19 protein-coding genes are annotated in these 19,555 nt (G+C 36.9%); 2 read left to right on the forward strand and 17 right to left on the reverse strand.

The features are described from left to right. Positions 1 to 128 precede the first annotated feature (128 nt). Together bacA and CYJ36_RS19320 are read right to left on the reverse strand one after the other, a co-directional pair. The gene (gene bacA / locus CYJ36_RS19315) at positions 129 to 932 is read right to left on the reverse strand and encodes an undecaprenyl-diphosphate phosphatase (protein ID WP_101568891.1); all 804 of its coding nucleotides are present in this window, start codon (positions 930 to 932) and stop codon (positions 129 to 131) included. 417 nt (positions 933 to 1,349) lie between these two features. Continuing rightward, positions 1,350 to 1,670, reverse strand: coding sequence for a hypothetical protein (locus CYJ36_RS19320; RefSeq protein WP_101568892.1), 321 nt, complete (start codon positions 1,668 to 1,670; stop codon positions 1,350 to 1,352). Positions 1,671 to 2,033: 363 nt separating this feature from the next. Here CYJ36_RS19320 and CYJ36_RS19325 point away from each other — a divergent pair, with 363 nt between their 5' ends. Next, positions 2,034 to 2,462, forward strand: a complete 429-nt coding sequence (locus CYJ36_RS19325; RefSeq protein WP_257962549.1) for an MEDS domain-containing protein — start codon at positions 2,034 to 2,036, stop codon at positions 2,460 to 2,462. 343 nt (positions 2,463 to 2,805) lie between these two features. On the opposite strand, the gene CYJ36_RS19330 is transcribed toward CYJ36_RS19325, so the two are convergent. The 14 genes from CYJ36_RS19330 to CYJ36_RS19395 all read right to left on the reverse strand — a co-directional run bounded on the left by CYJ36_RS19330 (position 2,806) and on the right by CYJ36_RS19395 (position 17,048). Further along, positions 2,806 to 3,522, reverse strand: coding sequence for a polysaccharide deacetylase family protein (locus tag CYJ36_RS19330; RefSeq protein ID WP_101568893.1), 717 nt, complete (start codon positions 3,520 to 3,522; stop codon positions 2,806 to 2,808). Between the two features lie 423 nt (positions 3,523 to 3,945). Beyond that, a complete protein-coding gene (locus tag CYJ36_RS19335; RefSeq protein WP_101568894.1) occupies positions 3,946 to 4,764 on the reverse strand; it encodes a class I SAM-dependent methyltransferase in 819 nt (272 codons plus the stop codon). A 284-nt stretch (positions 4,765 to 5,048) separates the two neighbouring features. Next, the gene (locus CYJ36_RS19340; RefSeq protein ID WP_101568895.1) at positions 5,049 to 5,726 is read right to left on the reverse strand and encodes an amino acid ABC transporter permease; all 678 of its coding nucleotides are present in this window, start codon (positions 5,724 to 5,726) and stop codon (positions 5,049 to 5,051) included. 25 nt (positions 5,727 to 5,751) lie between these two features. Continuing rightward, positions 5,752 to 6,540: a transporter substrate-binding domain-containing protein gene (locus CYJ36_RS19345; RefSeq protein WP_374702840.1), complete on the reverse strand. Its 789-nt coding sequence runs from the start codon at positions 6,538 to 6,540 to the stop codon at positions 5,752 to 5,754. Positions 6,541 to 6,842: 302 nt separating this feature from the next. Next, entirely contained in the window at positions 6,843 to 7,946 is a 1,104-nt protein-coding gene (locus CYJ36_RS19350) for an ABC transporter ATP-binding protein (RefSeq protein ID WP_101568897.1), read from the reverse strand. Between the two features lie 33 nt (positions 7,947 to 7,979). Continuing rightward, complete coding sequence (locus CYJ36_RS19355; protein WP_101568898.1) at positions 7,980 to 9,185, reverse strand: MFS transporter; 1,206 nt, start codon at positions 9,183 to 9,185, stop codon at positions 7,980 to 7,982. A gap of 15 nt (positions 9,186 to 9,200) precedes the next feature. Continuing rightward, entirely contained in the window at positions 9,201 to 10,469 is a 1,269-nt protein-coding gene (locus CYJ36_RS19360) for a CehA/McbA family metallohydrolase (RefSeq protein WP_101568899.1), read from the reverse strand. Positions 10,470 to 10,487: 18 nt separating this feature from the next. Beyond that, on the reverse strand, positions 10,488 to 11,348 hold the full coding sequence (locus CYJ36_RS19365; RefSeq protein ID WP_101568900.1) for a carbohydrate ABC transporter permease: 861 nt from the start codon (positions 11,346 to 11,348) through the stop codon (positions 10,488 to 10,490). Continuing rightward, complete coding sequence (locus tag CYJ36_RS19370) at positions 11,348 to 12,229, reverse strand: ABC transporter permease subunit (RefSeq protein WP_101568901.1); 882 nt, start codon at positions 12,227 to 12,229, stop codon at positions 11,348 to 11,350. The genes CYJ36_RS19365 and CYJ36_RS19370 overlap by 1 nt, the downstream gene beginning before the upstream one ends. A gap of 136 nt (positions 12,230 to 12,365) precedes the next feature. Beyond that, on the reverse strand, positions 12,366 to 13,778 hold the full coding sequence (locus CYJ36_RS19375; protein ID WP_101568902.1) for an extracellular solute-binding protein: 1,413 nt from the start codon (positions 13,776 to 13,778) through the stop codon (positions 12,366 to 12,368). 17 nt (positions 13,779 to 13,795) lie between these two features. Beyond that, positions 13,796 to 14,887 carry a LacI family DNA-binding transcriptional regulator gene (locus CYJ36_RS19380; RefSeq protein ID WP_257962550.1) on the reverse strand — a complete coding sequence of 364 codons (1,092 nt, stop codon included), beginning with the start codon at positions 14,885 to 14,887 and terminating at the stop codon, positions 13,796 to 13,798. Between the two features lie 288 nt (positions 14,888 to 15,175). Next, the gene (locus CYJ36_RS19385) at positions 15,176 to 15,871 is read right to left on the reverse strand and encodes a YukJ family protein (protein ID WP_101568903.1); all 696 of its coding nucleotides are present in this window, start codon (positions 15,869 to 15,871) and stop codon (positions 15,176 to 15,178) included. Positions 15,872 to 15,937: 66 nt separating this feature from the next. Beyond that, entirely contained in the window at positions 15,938 to 16,183 is a 246-nt protein-coding gene (locus CYJ36_RS19390; protein WP_101568904.1) for a DUF2164 domain-containing protein, read from the reverse strand. A 523-nt stretch (positions 16,184 to 16,706) separates the two neighbouring features. Further along, complete coding sequence (locus CYJ36_RS19395) at positions 16,707 to 17,048, reverse strand: n-acetylglutamate synthase (RefSeq protein WP_180850477.1); 342 nt, start codon at positions 17,046 to 17,048, stop codon at positions 16,707 to 16,709. Between the two features lie 152 nt (positions 17,049 to 17,200). Here CYJ36_RS19395 and CYJ36_RS19400 point away from each other — a divergent pair, with 152 nt between their 5' ends. Continuing rightward, positions 17,201 to 18,151 carry a DMT family transporter gene (locus tag CYJ36_RS19400; RefSeq protein WP_101568905.1) on the forward strand — a complete coding sequence of 317 codons (951 nt, stop codon included), beginning with the start codon at positions 17,201 to 17,203 and terminating at the stop codon, positions 18,149 to 18,151. A gap of 113 nt (positions 18,152 to 18,264) precedes the next feature. Here CYJ36_RS19400 and CYJ36_RS19405 read toward each other — a convergent pair whose 3' ends face one another. Further along, complete coding sequence (locus CYJ36_RS19405; RefSeq protein WP_257962551.1) at positions 18,265 to 19,437, reverse strand: MFS transporter; 1,173 nt, start codon at positions 19,435 to 19,437, stop codon at positions 18,265 to 18,267. Between the last annotated feature and the right edge of the window lie 118 nt (positions 19,438 to 19,555).

Genomic DNA, 19,555 nt, shown 5'->3' on the forward strand with positions numbered 1-19,555 from the left:
ATAGACGTAAAAAATGCTCAGAGTTTGTACTCCGAGCATTTATTATAGGGATTAATTCTATTTAGGTCTTATATACGGATGATCAAAGGCAAATAAGGATCACGCCTTTAATATTTACCCGTGTCAAATTAAAGTATAAATATCCAAAACACAATAGCTAGAACAAATCGATAAATAGCAAAGGGAATTAACTTTATCTTATTTATTAAATTCAAGAAAAATTTGATCGCGATAATCGCAACTATAAAGGCTGTGACAAAGCCAGCAACGAAAAGCGGTATGTCTCCAACAGTTAAATAGCTAAAGCTTTCCAATAAATCTTTTCCTGAAGCGGCAAACATAATCGGAACCGCCATAATAAATGTAAATTCAGAAGCAGTCCTATGATTCATTCCGGCTAACAGACCTCCTGATAATGTAGCACCTGACCTTGAAAATCCAGGGACTAAAGCTAAACACTGAAATATTCCAACTGTTAAAGCTTGTTTATATGAAACTTGATCAAGTGTCTCAGAAACAGAAACAGGTTTGAATTTTTCAGCTACAATCATAAGAATTCCGCCAGCAACTAATGTTATTACAACTGTTTGTGGAGTAAATAATTCATTTTTAATATAATCATAAAAAAATACTCCGCCCAACCCAAAGGGCAGTATTCCAATTGCGATATGTATAATACTTAGGCTTCCAGTACCTTCATTATTTTCATTTTTATGTATCCCTAAAATAGTTAAAATTCTTTTCCAAAACAGAGCAACAACCGCGAGAATAGAACCCAATTGAATGACAACCTCAAACGTAGTAGCTCTAACAGTACCTTCAAAACCAAGTAGATGGCCAACTAAAATTAAATGTCCAGTAGAGGATACCGGTGCAAATTCCGTTAACCCTTCTACTATCCCCATAATTATGCCAATAATTATCTCCATCATATTCTCCTTCCACCCAGTATGAGGACCTCGAATCGGCGGGATCACAAATCCAGGGTACCATTGACTCTGTATGGGACCCTCGAATCGCGAAAATCTCAAATCCAGGATTCCATTGACGCTGTATGGGACCCTCGAATCGCGAAAATCACAAATCCAGGGTACCATTGACGCTGTTTGGGACTCTCGAATCGCGAAAATCATAAATCCAGGGTGGGTGAGCCTTTAAATTCATGTCTTCTTAAAACAGGAATCACAACTTTCTTTAAGGCAATATCCATCATTTTTCTTTTATTCGATGACATTTTTCCGCCTTCCATTTGGTATTTTGTTTAGGTATTGAAGAGCGGCTAACTTATACAGCAATCATGCCTTTTGAATATTAGAGTGATTTGGAAAATATTAGAATTGGGTATTAAATTATAAAGGACCTCCTCCAGTAAGCAAGCCAATCATTTTATTAATGTGATAAAATCGACTCTTTTTCTTGACGTCTTCTGTTAAGGGAATCATTTTATATTGAAAAATGTTTCCCAACGATTGTTCCTGGTAGCGGTATTCTCCCATTTGGTCAAAATTCGTTCCAGTCGACAGAACAAAAGCTCGATTTTCTTTAATAGTAGAAATTTTGGCAGAGGAATAATTGATTGTGTTCCCAATTCCTTCAATCTCCTCGATGACTCCTACTTCATCTCCAACTTGTAAGGTATTTAACCATTCTAAATATTGTTCTTTCTCCATTTACCTTTTCCCTCCTTGTGATTTTACTTTTTTATCTCTATTTACAAAGACTTCCATAAAAAGTCTTAATAAGAATACGATCTTGATGAGTAGTAGTTTCAAATAATTTTACTAATAGTTAATATTTTGCAAAAATAATTTTACCAAGTCTTTTAACTTTTAGCCATAAAAATCCAATTTGCTTTAGCGAATTAATGATTTTTTCGCTGTTGTTGACCTCCAACTCGATCGTATCAAGCCTTTTAGCACCAACATCCCCACCAATAAAGACATAGAGTAATAATATAACATTAGCTTATATCACAGAAATCAATTATGATAGAGAAAATTAAGAAAAAGTGGGGTGATCTCATGAAAAGCAAAATGAACCAGTTGTTTGAGGACCAAAGAAATGTTCATGTGCTATATGCCTATAATGAAATGAAGGATTACATTGAACAGGTTGTAAATTATATCCAAGCTGGCATATTAGCGGGAGATTATATTCTTCTAATTGAAAATGAACGTGTTTACCATAATATTCAAACCGAACTGAAAACGCGGTTAACAAAAGAGCAATTGAAATTCGTTCACCATGTAAACAACTTTGATTTCTATTATTCAAGCGGCAGTTATCATCCTCCTGCAATCGTTGATTACTTTAATAAAACGATCCAGCCATACATAGAAAATAAAAACACTTTTCGATCATGGGCACATGTCGAATGGGCCTCAATGAAAGAGCCGCTGCATATAATAGAGGATCTTGAGAAGGTTATAGACGAAGCAGTAAATCTGTTATCATTCCATTAATTTGTGCGTATGAAGCAGAGAGAATGCCAGACTACCTCAAAAAGATTTTAATGGAAACACATCCTTATGTTCTAATTGAAGATGATGTTATCGTCTCTGAACAATACCAGCTATTGAATGAAGTGAAAAACTAGAAAAACCGCTTAGAAATTTTTCTAAGCGGTTTCGTTTTGGAAGGGAAAACCTTACATTCTCATACTAAAAATAACAGTATAATTCGCTACCTAAATTGCACAGTTTTAAGAGTTACAGCCAGTCATTTCTTCCGATCCTGCTGACACCATCATTTAACCCCAACAACCGCAAATCTGAATGCTAATTTTACATTTCTATAATAACTCCATTACGGTTTTTTGATATCAAATTTCTGTAATTCATTCACCGTTACAAATTCGTATCCTTCTTCAGATAACGAATTTATTATTCCCTCTATCACTTTTAACTCGTTACCCGTCTCATCATTCATTGGATGCAGCAATATGATAGATCCAGGTTCTGCATTTTTATTTACATAGTTTACTTTGTCAAAAACCGAGGTATAGTAAGTGTCTGGTTCTAGATTCCATGTAATCGTATCCGTGTGATGTTCCTTTAAATAATAGGGTAACCCAACAAGTTTCTTGCCATTTGGCGGACGGAAATCGATTTCTCCCTCATAGCCTGTTTTGCGAATAAGTTTGTTGGTCTTTTCAATTTCTTGTTTGATAAAGGACGTTGATTTAAAAATCATCCGGTTATGGGAATACGTATGATTTCCAATCTGGTGTCCTGCTTCTGCTATTTTTTGTCCTTCTATTGGATTTTTCTCAAGCTCATTTCCAATTAAGAAAAAGGTTGCCTTTACTTGATATTTTTCCAAAAGGGACAATATTTTGGTAACATTTTCAGATGGTCCATCATCAAATGTCAGTGCCACAACTTTTTTATTCGTTTCTGCCTGGCTGGTTAACCCTCCAAATAATTGGTATGTTCTAGAATTCATTAGTTTATATGAGCCGAATAATAGGAGGATACATGAAGCGGTCACTATAGAAGCAATTATTAAACGTTTTTTATTCATAAAAACCTCTAATCCCTTATAGGAAATTTTTTTCTTTAAATGTCACTGATCCTATTAAAACGCAAATAGTGAGTTTAGAAAAGATCTGGCAAGCAATTTGCAGATATTAAATCATTGTTTATTGCCTGATTCATTTTAATAATTGCTAAATTGGATAAAGGCTCATAGTCTGCGAGGGAATTTTTTAAATAAAGCCCTACTTTGTTAAAACAGTAGGCCCCTCAAACAAACATTTTACTCTTTTAACGTCTGAGCTCTAATTAAAATTTGATTATTTAGAACATAGTTTTATTAAAGAATTTTGTAGTTTTTTCTATTAAATAAGAACGATTCCTATTATACGGTCAATCATACATTTTAAATCATATTCTCTTTTATGAAGGCAATTTTCGACTGTCAGACCGTAAAAAATGATGAAAATTGTTATTTCACTCCTAAACGCATTCGATAACTGAATAAAATATCTTGAGAGGTACCGGCAAATGCCTCTGTCACATTTTTTCTGAAGATTTCTGCTTGTGTGAGCAGCTCATCCGCACCTTTTTTTAGAGCAGTTTGCAGACCGCCTTGACTTAAAGCAATATTTGTATATCGATCTGCATCGCACGATTCCCAATGATGAAAGACGATTTCTCTTGAAAAACGAAATAAGCCCGATTCTTCAATATTCTGCAAATGTTTATTTTTATCCCACTTGTATGAGTGTTCTTCCATCGGCGCTAATTGTTGTATCAGTTTATCGGCATGACTGATTAATTTTTTATATTGGTCCTCTATCGTCCAGTCGAAGGCAGGAGGCCAATCACAATCATATGCAGCAAAAACTCCCCCTGGCCTTAGAACACGGGCAAACTCTTTTAGAGTACTTTCCGGTTCCATCCAATGGAAGGATTGGGAACATGTCACAACATCAACGGATTCTGATGCATACCCCAATTGATTGGAAAAACCTTTAATAAATTGAAGATTTGAAGGCTTTTTGATTTTTTCCCAATTGGCAACTGCTGCTGCGCGCATGTCATCATTTGGCTCCACTCCAATAATTTGAGCTGCCTCATTCATCCATATAAAGGAAGATAGACCTGTTCCACATCCTACATCTATAAGTTTTTTTGGCGTATCTCCCAAGTATTTAGTTATAATTTTAATGACTTCAAGCGGCGGTCTGGGCCGATTCCTATCGTAAAGTGACGCAAAACCTGTAAATCGATCCACGTTATTTAAGCGAATATTTTCCTTCACAGCAGGTTTTCCTCCTATTTAACGATTTGAGAAAGAATCACTGTTTATAATTCATAGAGTTTCCATCCTTTATAAAATATACCAATTTTTTCAATTAAAGAATATCTAATATAATTAAGTACCAGGTTAAAATGTTCTCTTCAACATGACTTAAGCCCTTAAGCTAATGTTTCTCCCAATATGTTAAGCCCTTGCTTTTGATGTATGACAAAAGCTTATCCTATTTGAAATAAGAAAGGCCGGATTTTCTTTGCTTAGAAAAACCGGCCTATCTTTTCATATTCCTATAATAAAAATTCATAACGCTTTTCAAGGTAATTCTGCAAAACTGTCAAAAGTGAACAAATCCCCCAATAAATAAGAGCCACAAGTATATACATTGTCATATAATCGAGTTCTCTGCCGCCGACAATTTTTGCCTGCTGAAATAGCTCGGGCACTGTGATCATGGCGGCTAAGGAGGATGCTTTTGTTAAATCGAGCAGCACATTTGAGAGCGGCGGCAATGCAATTCTGAATGCCTGAGGCAAAATAATGCCTCTCATCGTTTGCCAATAAGAAAGGCCTAGTGACTTAGATGCCTCCCACTGTCCGCGATCAACCGAAGCCAATGCAGAACGATTGATTTCAGCCATATATGCAGCACTATTTAGGCTAAATCCGATCAATGCGGCAGTAATAGCTGTAAACTCAATTCCGATAATCGGAAAGCCAAAATATAAGATAAACAGAATCACAAGGATCGGTACTCCGCGCATAAACGAAATATAGATTCTTGATGGCCAGCTGAGAAATGCATATTTAGAAGTTCGGCCAAGTGCTAGGAAAAAACCAAGCACTAAACCAATCGCCATACTGACTAAGGAAATGAGCAGCGTATTCCATATTCCTTGGATAACATATGGAAAAGACCGGGCAGCTAATTCATAGTTAAATACGTATTCCCACTGAATATCACCCATCGGAGCTCTCCTTCTAAATCAGTCATTACTCAAAATCAACGTCAGGTTTTTTGGAAACATCTGCGCCATCAAAGAATTTTTTTGAAATCTCGGAAATCGTTCCGTCTTCATGCATTTCTTTTAACGTTGCATCAATATTCTTTTTCAATTCTGTATTGCCTTTTTTCATAATAATTCCCTGATTGTTCGGGTTGAACTTGATATCAGGATGAATCGCAATGTTTAAATCAGGAAAAGCTGCAATCGCCAGACGCTGCAAATAATAATCGTTTAAAATGACATCTGTTCTTCCAGTTGAAACATCTCTTAAGTACTGATCGTTTGTTGCGTTATCATAAATGACTTCCTCTGCTCCGTATTCACGGGCAATGGCCATGTATGTTGTCGTTGCTTCGCCTGCTGCTTTCTTTCCTTTAAGATCTTCCATTGTTTTAATGCCTGAAAGATCATCTTTCCGGACCATCGCTGTTCCGAATGAATATTTATAAGGAGCTGCGAAATCGAACTTTTCTTTTCTCTCCTCATTGATCATAATATCGTTGGCAGCGATATCAACTTTACCGCTTTGGATTGAAGTTAGCATTCCGTCAAATGCCATCTCTGAAAATTCCACTTCTAAATCCATGCGTTTTGCCATTTCACGAACAACCTCTACCTCATATCCAGTCAGTTCATTCAATTCCGAATCGTGGTAAGAAGTCGGATAAAGCGTGCCAGAAGTAGCAACCGTTAGTTTGCCTTCTTCTTTTATTGTATCCCAGGCTGTTGGTTCTTCTTTTTCCTGAGAAGAGCTGCTGCATCCAGCCATCACCATTGCAAATGCCATTAAAAATAGCGTTGCGGTTAGCTTTTTTGAAGAAAATAATCTTGTCATATGAATCCACCTTTTTTCTATAATCCTATAAAAGCTGCATTACACATTTGATAACAATAGTACTTATTCAAAGGAATTAACTCCTTGTGATATCAGTGCTTCAAACATGCCATGCAATAAACTAAAAACATTATAACACAACACATTTCAAATTAATTACGGATAAAAAAGATTGCCCCATATCTGTTAAAGCAGCAAACTAAAAGCCCTCTCATGAAGAGAAGGCTTTATCATGTATAATGTCATTTTTCTTTTCTAATACGATTCTCTGTGGATGCATCAAAGAAATGTGCTTTATTCATATCTAGTGAAAGTAAAATCTCTTGGCCATGGCCTGCCGGCAGATCTGATGAAACGCGAGCGGTAATAGATTGACCTGATAGATCACAATACAGCATTTTTTCTGCACCTAACAGCTCAGCCACTTCTATAACTGCCTTAATTGTTGAATGATTCTCTTTTTGCATTGCACCGCGCTCATGTATATCCTCTGGACGGATTCCCATAATGATCTCAGAATGGTTATAGCCCTGCTTGTGAAGCTCGCTCAATTTATCATCGGGAACATCTATTGCCATAGCTCCTGCAGTTAATTTTTCACCTTCTAACTTCCCTTTAATAAAGTTCATCGCAGGTGAACCAATAAAACTTCCGACAAATACGTTTTCTGGGCTTTCATAAACTTCCTTCGGCTTTCCAATTTGCTGAATAACTCCATCCTTCATGACTACAAGACGTGAAGCCATTGTCATAGCCTCTGTTTGATCATGAGTAACGTAGATGGTCGTTGTATTCAAACGGTTATGGAGCTTACTTATTTCTGTCCTCATTTGGACTCTGAGTTTTGCGTCCAAATTTGATAAAGGCTCGTCCAATAAGAATACCTTCGCATCCCGTACTATCGCACGTCCTAAAGCAACACGCTGACGCTGCCCCCCAGAGAGAGCTTTTGGCTTCCGATGTAAATACTGTTCAAGACCAAGAATCCTTGCAGCTTCTGTTATACGTCTGCGAATCTCATCCTTAGGAAACTTTCTTAGCATTAAACTAAATGCCATATTATCGTAAACATTCATGTGAGGATATAAGGCATAGTTTTGAAACACCATTGCGATATCTCTATCCTTTGGTTCTACATCATTCATCCTTTTACCATCAATAAAAAAGTCACCTTGTGAAATTTCTTCTAATCCGGCAATCATTCTGAGCGTTGTTGATTTACCGCACCCAGATGGCCCGACAAATACAATAAATTCCTTATCCTGGATGTGAATGTTAAAGTCTTTAACGGCTGTGACTTGTTTGTCATAAATTTTGTGTATTCCCTGAAGGCGTAATTCAGCCATGTTCGATCCTCCCAGTACCTATTTTAAAACCTCTCACCTTATACTTTTTAAAAAATAGTGTGGAGTAAGGCCAATGATAATTATTAACACAAGTAAGATCTTCAGCAGCCATAGTTCCTCATTGGTAGAATAAACAAGATATAATAGGAAGACGCTTGCTATTCGACCGACACTTATTGCCGCTTCTCTCACCACAACCAATTCTATCCTCAGTTTTCCATTTTGATCGAAGTCTTCAATATTGTTTAAGGCGATTGTGTGAAATGGCAATTCGAACAAGGGAATGCAAATACCTGAAATGACACCATAAATTAATAGCCATTCCCAGCTCACTTCAAACACCAAACCTATTAAGGCTGCACTAAAAAGGATGTTGCCATAAAGCATATATTTTAATCGATGCTTTGACTTACCATATCTTCCAATAAGATAGTACGAAAGCAACGACAAGGATGTAGTCATAAATGAAAACATCCCCAGAGAGGATTCATTTCTAGTTACACTATAAACCCAGACAAGGATGGCAAAGGAAATAACTCCGCCCCGAAAAGCGTTTGCCATAAATGCGTAAGTTAACGATCTCCATGCTTTTGAACGATGAACGAGCATCATTTCTTTCCAATAAAATGTTTTATCACTAGAGCTTTTCGGTAAATAAAATCCTAATAGAAACGTGACGAAAAAAAGAATAAATGACGTTCCAAAAATATAAGAGTAGCCTTTTAATCCAGAATAGCTGACTATAAGCCAACCTGAAACCAATGGACCAAGCATTTGAGAAATCGTATTCACCATTCCATTCACGCTATTAAACCAGTCTCTATTATGAGATTGTGTATAATCAACAGATAAAACATTTACTGCCATCCAATAAAATCCTGAGCCAAATCCAAATAGAATTCCTAAAGAAATAATATATTCAGTTGATTTCTCCTCTAAGAAAAAAACAAACAGATAAAATAGGAACTGAGCTAATCCGCCAATCATTAACCCGTTTCTTTTTGATACCCTCTTGCTTAGCCATCCTGCAAAAATAAAAGCTGGCAGCCAAGCGATATACATCATCAGGTTAAAAAGCGCTACCTTTTCAAATTGCTCTGTAACCCTAAAAAGAAAGACATTGATAAAAATAGCAGATAAGCTATTTGCTAGAGTATTTAAAAAACAAACAGCTAATAATAATTTTGTTGCATGAGAAAGTTCGGAAAGTGTGTTTGTCATCGCTGCCGCTTGTTTCATCTTAGACTTCGTCCACTATGACTCATTTATTTCATTTTCAATGAAATAAATAGGATTGCTCAGCAAAGCAAGGGAATGTTCTTTGATTTCATCAAAGTATCTCCACACTTCAACTCTTACAAATCTCTGAGTAGAAATTGAAACGGTTTCTACTAATGAATCTTCTGCTAACACCTTTTTATCAAGTTCTATGCCTTTGTCTGAAATTATTTTCACAATGTCATACTTAGATAGGTTTCTTAGCTGTATGACTAATTGTGTATGACATTTTATCGTTGCTGTATCACCAATAATATACTCACCATATTTCATATCCACAGTAGGACCAAGAGGACTAAAACTCATAAATACATGTCCCTTATCTATTGCATGTAAAATAGATTCAATCTTTTTCTGGTCAGAAAACACCCATGTTGTAGGCATGCCGTGTTGGACAAACGGATCTGGTCTATGAACATCACTTCCGCCAATAGCTATTATTTTCTTACCAAGGAGAAGCTGCTCATTCCACCAATCAAGGGTCCGTTGATTGCCTGCCCGCCAAGGACCATTCCAAACCTCAACCCAATCATAAGGCATATCAAAACTCCATTCCCATGGACAATGTGAGCAATGTGGGTGATTCAATGAAATTTTCGCACCTTTTTCCTTCGCTTGGCGTAATCCTTTTTCCAGCTCTATGTTTGAATCATATCTGAAATCAATCCCTGGATCCTTAACACCCAAAACATTACAATGTCCGGTATTTGTCGTTAGCTCTAATCCGGGAATAAATAAAACATCCGTGTTTCTGGGATAGCTAACGTTTTGACTGATTGTATTATGATCTGTTAAGGCGATAAAATCTAAGTCCCTCTCAGCAGCTATTGATACTACATCCTCAAGAATATACTTTCCATCACTATGAACGGTATGGGTATGTAAATCTCCTTTTAACCATTTTTTAGACTGTGGTATCATATGAACGGTTACCTCAACCTCACAGCCATCAGCGGGTATTTTATACAAGCCTAATAACACGGCCCAGTTCCCGCATGGCAGTTCTCCTGCAAGATAACCTGGTGTGGCATGATTATACTCAATATAGAAGCCATCTCTTGCACCGCCGCTCCAGCCTCTTAATCGATCGGGATCTATTAACCCCAAATCCACAACCGCTTGTTTATTAAAAACTTTATAAGATACTTCTAATCTTTCAACATAATCTGGCATTTCAAAGGGTAACTCTAAATATGTTCCTGCCTGATCTGGCAGGAAGGATTTTTCAATTGTTATTTGCTTCAAAAATGAACACTCCCCGAATCATTCTTTTGTTGAACCCAGCATAATTCCTTTAACAAAATACTTTTGAACAAAAGGATAAATGAATAGAAGCGGGATAAGAGCAATCATAATCCCTGCCATCCGAACATTATTCGTAAAAAAGTCACTGCTGGATGTAGAATCTGATGTAATAATTAACGATCTTAGTGCAATTTGAAGTGTGTATTTATCTGGATCATTAATATAAAGCAATGCCGATGTAAAATGATTCCAGCGGCTTACAAATTCAAACAAAGTAATCGTTGCTAATCCAGGTAAAGACATTGGCATATAAATTTTCCTGAAGATTTTAAAGTCACTGGCACCATCAATTTTTGCCGATTCTGCTAAACTATACGGCACAGATAAAAAATAATTGCGCATAAGAAGAATACTGAATCCAGAAACAAGTCCTGAAATAATTAAGGATGATAAAGTGTTTAATAGTCCTAGTTCTTTATTTACAATGTACAACGGAATCATAATAGCTTCAGTTGGAATCATCATCGTAAACATGATAAAGGTAACAATGAATTTTTTTCCTGCTACTTTAGGCTGAATAAGCACATATCCTGCCATGGATGCTAAAATGACATGACCGATAGTGCCAAAAACAGTGACGATCGTGTTATTTAAAAATGGCTTCCATAGCTCTAATCGTTTCCAGATTGTTTCATATCCACTTAAGCTGAACTCACTTGGCCAGAGCTTTATTCCTGGCTGCATAGATGTTAGATTTGATGAAAATGAAACCGCCCAAGTGTTTATAATTGGTACAATCATAAATAGTACTAAGAATAGTAAAAAACATGTATTGAACAAGTTGAAGATACGCAATTGAAAATTTTTCTTTTTATTCATCACAAATTCTCCTCGTCATACCGTATGAGTTTTCTTGTGACAAATGTAAGGATCATGGTCATAAGCAAAACTAAGAAGGCGGCAGCAGACGCAATTCCCATTTGAAATTGCAAAATGCCTTTTTCATACGTATAGGTCATAAAAACATTGATTTCATTTGCAATGGCTGGGTTTACTAAAATAAAGATTTGATCAAAAATACGGAGAATCCCCATAATATTTAATAAAAGAACAATTTTCATCGTTGGAACAAGCTGTGGTAAAGTGACAAAACGAATTTTATGCCAGCGATTGGCTCCATCGATGCTTGCTGCTTCATATAATGCGGGATTTATTCCGACAATAGCAGCTAAATACAGAATACAAATATAGCCCATGTCCTTCCAAATGGCAGTTAAAATTATAATTGGCTTTGCCAAATCCTCTTTAACAAGAAAATGAACAGACTGCTCATTTCCAAAAAACATCAGTAATTCATTCACAAGTCCGCCATCTGGCGAGAGAAGAAAAATCCAAATCCCTCCAACAACCACCCAAGAGAATAAGTGAGGTAAATATATCACCGTTTGAGTGAATCTCTTAAACGTTTGATTGATCACTTCATTTAAAGAGATTGCTATGATGATAGGAATAATAAAGCCAAGAATGAGAATCCCTCCGCTAATGGCAAACGTGTTGATGCTCGCTTGAAGGAACGCGGGATCTTTAAGTACTGTCAGATAATTATCTAAGCCTACAAAAGGACGATCACCAATGATGCGAAAATCTTGCAGACTAATGATAAACCCCCGAATTAAAGGATAATAAGAAAATAGAACAAAGTAGATAAAGATAGGGATGAGCATAAGATATAACGAATAGTTCCTTTTAATAGCTTTCATAGTCAACACCTTCACGCTAAGAAGTTAGGTAATTGCATAGTATGGCCTGCAGTTCTTTTGAAATTATGGGCCAAAGAAATTTACCGCTGAACAGAAAATAAAGGAGGGAATTACGGTGAATTCCCTCTTCCATTTTTTATTTATCAATAAGATTTGCGCTTAACAATTCATCATGCATTTGAGCTACTGCTTCCTTAGCTGGCATTTCGCCCATCATTGCTTTAAATGCATAATTCGTAACAATTTTTTCAGCCTCTGTCCAGTCTGCTGTAGAAACCTCAACTGTAGCATTGTTATCTAATATAACTTGCTGTGCTTCTTCTACACCAGGGAAAATCCCAATAGGATTTTTAAACTTTCGGTTACTTGGGAAAGGTGCGCCATGATCCATCCCGTGCTCCTTTCCAATGTCAGTAAGCTCGTATTTCCCATCTTTTTCTGTATAATCATGATCTTTAATTCCTAATGTTCCTAAAATATTTCCTTCTTCTGAATGCCAGAACTCTAAGAATTCCATGGCAAGCTCAGGGTTTTCTGCATTCACTGGAATGGACCATAGGCTTGGGTCTCCGCGGCGAAGCATAATTTTCCCGTCTGGACCTTCTGCCCCTGCGATTCCTTTTGCTTCAAAGCTCGCCTTATTTTCTGTTTGGGCGATATTATTAAATAATCCAACCCATGCATCCCAATAAGTCACCATTCCGACGCGATCTGTTAAAAACATATCTCTCATTTTACCCGAATCATTTGTTGCAAAGTTAGGGTCTAAAATGCCTTCTTTATAAAGCTTCGCAAACCATTCATAGACTGGAATAGCAGCTTCTGATGCATATGGGATCGTACGATTCCCTTCTTCGTCAATAACATAACGGTATTTCACACCTGCAGCACTCATAAAGCCTTGAATATCATATAGACCCGCAGTTGATAAACCGTATGTGTCATCCTTCCCGTTTCCATCAGGATCCTTTTCTTTGAACGCCTTTAGGACGTTATAAAAATCATCAAGACTTTTCGGCTGCTCTAATTTCAGCTTGTCCATCCAGTCTTGACGGATCGTTGGCAATGTACCACCTTCAAATTTATTAAAAACTCCATATATTTTTTCATCTTCTGTTTTGACTAATTCCCATTCTTCTTTTGGAATAATAGAAGTATCAGATAAAATGTTAGAATCTTTTACTTTATCCGTTAAGTCAGCTAATACACCTTGCTCAACTAATACATCTAACATAGGCTTGGTTAAGTATACTAAATCATATTTTTCACCTGAGGACATGGCAGCCAGAAGTTTTTGATCATAGTCAGCAGGCGGCTTGTCCATCTTTACCTTCATTCCTGTTAATCTTTCAATCTCTTTTTCAAACAGCTCTTGTTCTTCAGGATCTTTTCCTCCAACAACATTTGTTAAAATACGAAGCTCCTGATCCTTCTTTTCATCAACTGAAGCAGCATCATTTGTTTCATTAGATTGACACCCTGTTAATAAGACAGAAAAAATAATTCCGCATGTTACCAATTTTGAAGCTAGAAATTTTTTAACAGGCATTGGATTCCCTCCATAGATTAGGTTGAATGAGTCATTAATTTTTCAGTTGAACCTCTGTGAATAAGTTCCGCTGGAATAACAATTCGTTTAATTAACCAGTCTTTAGCTTGGATTTGCTCAATTAGTAATTTTGCCGCTTCACGGCCTAATAGCTCGGAGTTAAGCTTAACGCTCGACAATGGCGGATCAAATTCTGGTGCAAAAATCGAATCATCACTAAAAGCAATAACAGATAAGTCGTTAGGGATAGAAAGCTGTAAATCTTCTGCAGCACGGTAAACACCTAAAGCCATTTTGTCGTTATCTGCAATAATTGCCGTGATATTCGGATTTTGCTTCAACATTTTGACTGTTTCAGTGTGTCCAAACTCTACAGATGTCATGGAAGCTTTCTTATGTACAATTAGCTCTGCTGAATGAGGTATATTATTTGCAATAAATGCACGTTTATAACCTGCTTCACGATCCTCTGATACGGTTCGATGTTTCGGAGCATTAAGGAAAAGAATCTCTTTATGACCTAGTTCTAATAGGTACGCTGTCACATCAGTTGCTGTTCCAATATTGTCGTTATCAACATATGAAACGATGTTTTCATACAGCTCAGGCGGCTTCCCAATAATAACAAACGGTCGTTCTTTAATAACATCACGATTTAATCGGCTGTCATCATTCGCTGGGTCCATTAAGACCTCACCGTCCACCGGGCTTGATACTTGATTTTGTATTTCATTTTTAAATTCAGATGAAAGAGTATTAATCAATAACTGAAACCCTTTGGAATAGCACTCCTGTAAAACACCATTGATTAAAGACAGATGAAATTGGCTAAACTTAACATTTTCAGCCTGCATGTTTAAACCAATGATTCTTGTTTCCTTTGTCGCAAGCGTTCTAGCCCAATAATTAGGCTTGTAGTTTAACTCCTTTGCAATCCTTAACACATGTTCAGAAACCTCTTTACTAATTGGTCGTTTTTTGCTAAAAACACTGGAAACTGTACTTTTTGACACCCCAGCAGCTTTTGCAACATCGTCAATTGTTGCCAGCGTACTTCCCCTCCTCACAGAATTTATATTAAACCGGTTTTGTAAATTTTGAACATGCATTATGAAAATAACATGTTAACATACATTAATTCGATGTAAATTAAGGTAAAAACATCTAAATATTATGCAGATAATTGATAAAATTTTAAAAAACCGGTTTTGTTATACTAGTTAGATTCTAGTAATTTACAGATGAAATATGCTTGTTTTCATTTATATAATACTTAGTAGAGAAAAATAATATTTGGATTTTTTTAATAATGCAGGGGGAATTGTGAATCAATCTTTATAATAGGATTTCGCACTATTTTCGTTAAAAAAGAGCTTACTGACGTAAGCTCCGAATAGTTAGTATATAATTCCCGCCGACTTATGATCACACTGCTCAGTCGGATAGCCTTTGTCATCTGTGCACCATGATTGTGAAAGAAATGCAAGGAACACTGCGACCCAGTAGTTCTCAAACTGAATAAAAAGAGCGCCATCATGCCAGGTTCCATTATCTTCAGCCCAGTCTTTTTCTCTGCCTGGTTTATCTTCATTGCCCTGATTCATGTGCACATTGTGCATCCCGTTTGTCGGCTGAAAACCAAATATTTTGTCTTTCTGTTTTTCAGGACCAAACCTGGATCCAAAAATATAAACGGCCGCCTTTTCCTGAATTGCTTTTTGAATATATTTGTCCAGCATGTCATTTAAATCATTATCCGGTCCGGTGACATCGTGCGGCAGCGGGTTCATTTCAGCAGGATTAAATAATTCATCCCGAATATAATCGATAGCTGTTTCTTTATTTTCATGTCCTAGCACTGTAAAACCGTAAGGCAATGCAAGAAGATCGCTTGTCTTTGGTGCGGAAAACTGCTCATCTACTAAATACAGAACCTCTGATTCCTCTGAACTTGACATGACATTCACGGCAATCCGGTAGTGAGTGTCCTCTTCATCAATCATATGAACCTGGTAGTGCGGAGTGTTATCATCTCTTTCCATTCGAGATTCAATCGCGAAACCTTTCAGTACTCCATATTTTTCGACAGCCATTTTTTCCCTCCTCAAGATATTTTCATTAAGGAGTTCGATTAAAAAGGAGCAACTCCTCTTTTTTAATTACCTTTTAATCTGTCTTTCAAGTGCATACAGATCTTCTTCCATCGTCTGCATTCTTTGCTCGACTAAGCTTTTTGCATCCTTAATCGCCTGATTGTAAAAGTGCGGCCCGAGTGAATCTTTGATGAATTCTAATAGATTCTCGGCTGCAAGCTCGCCGATTTCATCCCCATTTTCACGGTAATAGTAACGCTGTATGTCCTCAATCATCATCATTTTTTCTTCTTTAGTAAATTTAATAAACATCCGAATCAGCCTTTCTGCTTGGAATTTTCACTTCTTTGATGATATCAGGAAAGAAAATAGAATGGCAGACTGGTTTTTTAAAAATTTGTGTGTACAACATGTTTCTTCATATTTACACTTTTGTTTCAAAAATAAAAACTAATTTCAGCTCATGAAAGGTTTTCTATTCAATCATTCCTTTAACAGGCTATCATTGTTAAGAAGACAAATTGAGTCATTCCAATTAGACAGAATGAGTTCTTCATTTCCGGTCTCCACTTGTGATATTCCGATTAAATATATATGAGAGGATATACAAAATTATGGTCAAGAGAGACAGTGTCAAAACTAGATAATCTTGAATCATAAAAGAATGAATGGTCAGCCAAATCAACAGAATGGCTGTAATAACTATAGAAACAGCCCTGCTTTTTTCAACATATTTCTCACTCCCTTTTAAGTCCTATCTTAATTTCGTTTACAAATGGAAAAAGTTTCATATTAAAAGAGCTTTCCTATTTACGGAAAGCTCCTTCCTGAATTTTTATAATACCTCATCTATCACAGATTCACCCTCTGTTTGATCACGGTCAAACCACTTCCAATTTTCATGAAGCCGGATTCTTCCATCTGATAATACTTCAGGTTTAGAAAAACAATGACCGCCTCTGATTTCATCTTTTACATTTACATGATTATATTTGAATTCTAATGTGCCGTCCGCTTTTACGATACCAATTAAGGTCCCTTTTACAATCTCTCCCCCTTTATAGACTGCTGAAAGGATTTGACCTTCTTGTTTATATGTGAAAAAAGTTTCCGAGGAGACTTCTCCATTTGCAGTGTTTTCAACTGAGACAAAGCGGCGATTGTTATAATTGATCATATGGATTCTCCTTTTGTTTAAATTTTCTGTAATTTTATCATACCTATAAGAACTTTCCAATATTGTATTTCAATTTTAGGAATTTTCCGTATAATAATTAGTACCGAATGTATAATATATTGCACGGCTTATTGGTAAGGGAGAGATTTTTTATGAAAGAAATTTTACTCGGTATAATTGCTTCTATGTTTTTTGCAGTGACCTTCATCTTAAATCGGTCAATGGAACTCTCAGGAGGAAGCTGGCTATGGAGTTCATCACTAAGGTTCATTTTTATGGTTCCATTTTTAGTGATCATCGTTCTGTTTCGTAAAAATTTAAAACAGGTATTTTTAGAAATGCGAAACCAGCCAATCCAATGGCTTTTATGGAGTTTTACCGGATTTGTTTTATTTTATGCTCCGATTACATACGCTGCTGCTTACGGACCCGGATGGCTTGTAGCCGGTACATGGCCATTAACTATTGTAGCCGGAACGTTATTAGCTCCGCTTTTTTATGAAACGAACAGTCCGGTGAAAACAAGAAGACGCATTCCCCTCCGCTCCCTCTTTTTTTCATCGATTATTATAGCAGGTGTCGTCCTCATTCAAGTAAGGAATGGAGCGGATATAAGCATAAATCAAATGGCTGCAGGCGTACTGCCTGTTGTTCTGGCTGCGGTTGCCTATCCTTTAGGTAATCGCAAAATGATGGAGGTATGCGGGGGCAGATTGGATACATTTCAAAGAGTGCTGGGAATGACACTTGCAAGTCTGCCTTTTTGGCTGATTCTTGCTGTCTATGGCATGATCGAAGCTGGCCTTCCATCTGCTGACCAGGTCACACAGTCATTCATTGTCGCGGTATCATCTGGCGTCATTGCTACAACTCTATTTTTTATCGCGACAGATCGTGTTCGGGATCATGAAGCCAAATTGGCATCAGTTGAGGCAACACAGTCCACCCAAGTGCTGTTTGTATTATTCGGTGAAGTGCTGCTGCTTTCAAGTCCTTTCCCTGGCGGACTTACGATGATAGGTATTTTCGTGATCATGTTCGGAATGTTACTTCATAGCTTTTTTTCGAATCCTGTTCGAGTGAAGGTTATTGCTAAATTATAAAGCAGTAATACTTATTAATTATTACGTACTGCGAAGGGACAACTGAATTCATACTAAAAAAGCTGAAGATTTTCTTCAGCTTTTCCATTTTCCTAATTTACGGGAAGGTCCCATTATTCAATAACCCTCTTAGATGCAATCATAAAATAAACAAAAAATATACTGCACATGAATCCAACAAACCCAAATCCCCCGAAAACATCAAAAATAGAAGAAAAATAACCAAAACCCAAACCTGAAATAACCAATACTGCATTAAGACCAAGTGACTGAAACGAATCAATGGTTGCTCTCATCGATGAATCGATTCGATGATGCAAGTAACCAGCTGTAATCGGTTCTAAGATGCCTGAAAACAAACAAATGAGAAAGATTGCCGCTAACCCGCTAAAGTCCTGAGTCACCGATACATAGATATATCCTCCGGCAAAAACCGCTGTAACGCCTGAAAGGATCGTTCTGTAACGGAATCTGCTTTTAATAGCATGTGCGATAAGATTTCCGGGAAGTCTCAAGATCATAATAACAGCCGAAAATAGGCCAAAATAAAATACCGGTATTTCTAATCTGTTTAAATACAGCTGCCAAAACTCATCGATAAAACTTAATGCCGCACCCAAAACCATGCCAGATAGAACGACAAGAGAAACATCTGAATTCATTTTAAAAACACGCACTGACGTTTTTAAATATTCTTTGATCTTTATTGACTCATCAATTCTGTTATGAAAAGCTGGTTCAACCAGCATAAAAGATAGACTTACAGCAGTAAACATACTGACAATAGATAACCAATAATTGAACTCAAACCCAAATCGGTTCGCTAAAAAACTGCCGAACAATGCTGCGAGAATCGCTGCTGTAAAATCACACACATTTAAACGGCCAAGATATTTTTCAAAATCCTCCTCCATGCCATTTTCAAGCAATGAGTCGTAAAGCAATGCATTTTCCGATCCGCTGCTTGCCGAACGGGCAATGCCTGCAAGAAAAATGGCAGCGGCAAAATGCCAAAACTCTGTTGCAAACAGGAGTATTAAAAACATGCAGCATTCCAATACAGCACTCCATACGATCATTTTCTTTCTGCCCCATTTATCCGCAATAATCCCTGTAGGAACTTCAAGGAAAACAACAGTAATCGCAAAAATAATTTCTGTGTATACGACCATTTGGATGGTCATGCCTCTCTGTTCCCAGAACAGCCTTTCAATCACATATGCAGGTATTAGGTTGTAAAAAAAACGTATCGCATATAGCTTCCATATATTCGTTTTGGCGTTCAAGACGAAGCTCCTCTCCATGTTTTGATTGACCTTGCCAATCAAAACATGGAGGTGCACGTGAACGATTTAATTCTAAATCTTAGCAGGGAGGTCTCGCGTATTTTGTCATCTCAACATC

The organism is Bacillus sp. UMB0893, assembly GCF_002858905.1.
Classification (GTDB): domain Bacteria; phylum Bacillota; class Bacilli; order Bacillales; family Bacillaceae; genus Bacillus_P.

Coding starts and splice junctions, on each gene's coding strand:
- CYJ36_RS19400 (WP_101568905.1), top strand. CDS start 17,201: ATGAAAGAAATTTTACTCGGTATAATTGCTTCTATGTTTTTTGCAGTG.
- CYJ36_RS19390 (WP_101568904.1), bottom strand. CDS start 16,183: ATGTTTATTAAATTTACTAAAGAAGAAAAAATGATGATGATTGAGGAC.
- CYJ36_RS19370 (WP_101568901.1), bottom strand. CDS start 12,229: ATGAAAGCTATTAAAAGGAACTATTCGTTATATCTTATGCTCATCCCT.
- CYJ36_RS19350 (WP_101568897.1), bottom strand. CDS start 7,946: ATGGCTGAATTACGCCTTCAGGGAATACACAAAATTTATGACAAACAA.
- bacA (WP_101568891.1), bottom strand. CDS start 932: ATGATGGAGATAATTATTGGCATAATTATGGGGATAGTAGAAGGGTTA.
- CYJ36_RS19330 (WP_101568893.1), bottom strand. CDS start 3,522: ATGAATAAAAAACGTTTAATAATTGCTTCTATAGTGACCGCTTCATGT.
- CYJ36_RS19385 (WP_101568903.1), bottom strand. CDS start 15,871: ATGGCTGTCGAAAAATATGGAGTACTGAAAGGTTTCGCGATTGAATCT.
- CYJ36_RS19375 (WP_101568902.1), bottom strand. CDS start 13,778: ATGCCTGTTAAAAAATTTCTAGCTTCAAAATTGGTAACATGCGGAATT.
- CYJ36_RS19395 (WP_180850477.1), bottom strand. CDS start 17,048: ATGATCAATTATAACAATCGCCGCTTTGTCTCAGTTGAAAACACTGCA.
- CYJ36_RS19355 (WP_101568898.1), bottom strand. CDS start 9,185: ATGAAACAAGCGGCAGCGATGACAAACACACTTTCCGAACTTTCTCAT.
- CYJ36_RS19320 (WP_101568892.1), bottom strand. CDS start 1,670: ATGGAGAAAGAACAATATTTAGAATGGTTAAATACCTTACAAGTTGGA.
- CYJ36_RS19380 (WP_257962550.1), bottom strand. CDS start 14,887: ATGCATGTTCAAAATTTACAAAACCGGTTTAATATAAATTCTGTGAGG.
- CYJ36_RS19325 (WP_257962549.1), top strand. CDS start 2,034: ATGAACCAGTTGTTTGAGGACCAAAGAAATGTTCATGTGCTATATGCC.
- CYJ36_RS19340 (WP_101568895.1), bottom strand. CDS start 5,726: ATGGGTGATATTCAGTGGGAATACGTATTTAACTATGAATTAGCTGCC.
- CYJ36_RS19365 (WP_101568900.1), bottom strand. CDS start 11,348: ATGAATAAAAAGAAAAATTTTCAATTGCGTATCTTCAACTTGTTCAAT.
- CYJ36_RS19345 (WP_374702840.1), bottom strand. CDS start 6,540: ATGGTGATGGCTGGATGCAGCAGCTCTTCTCAGGAAAAAGAAGAACCA.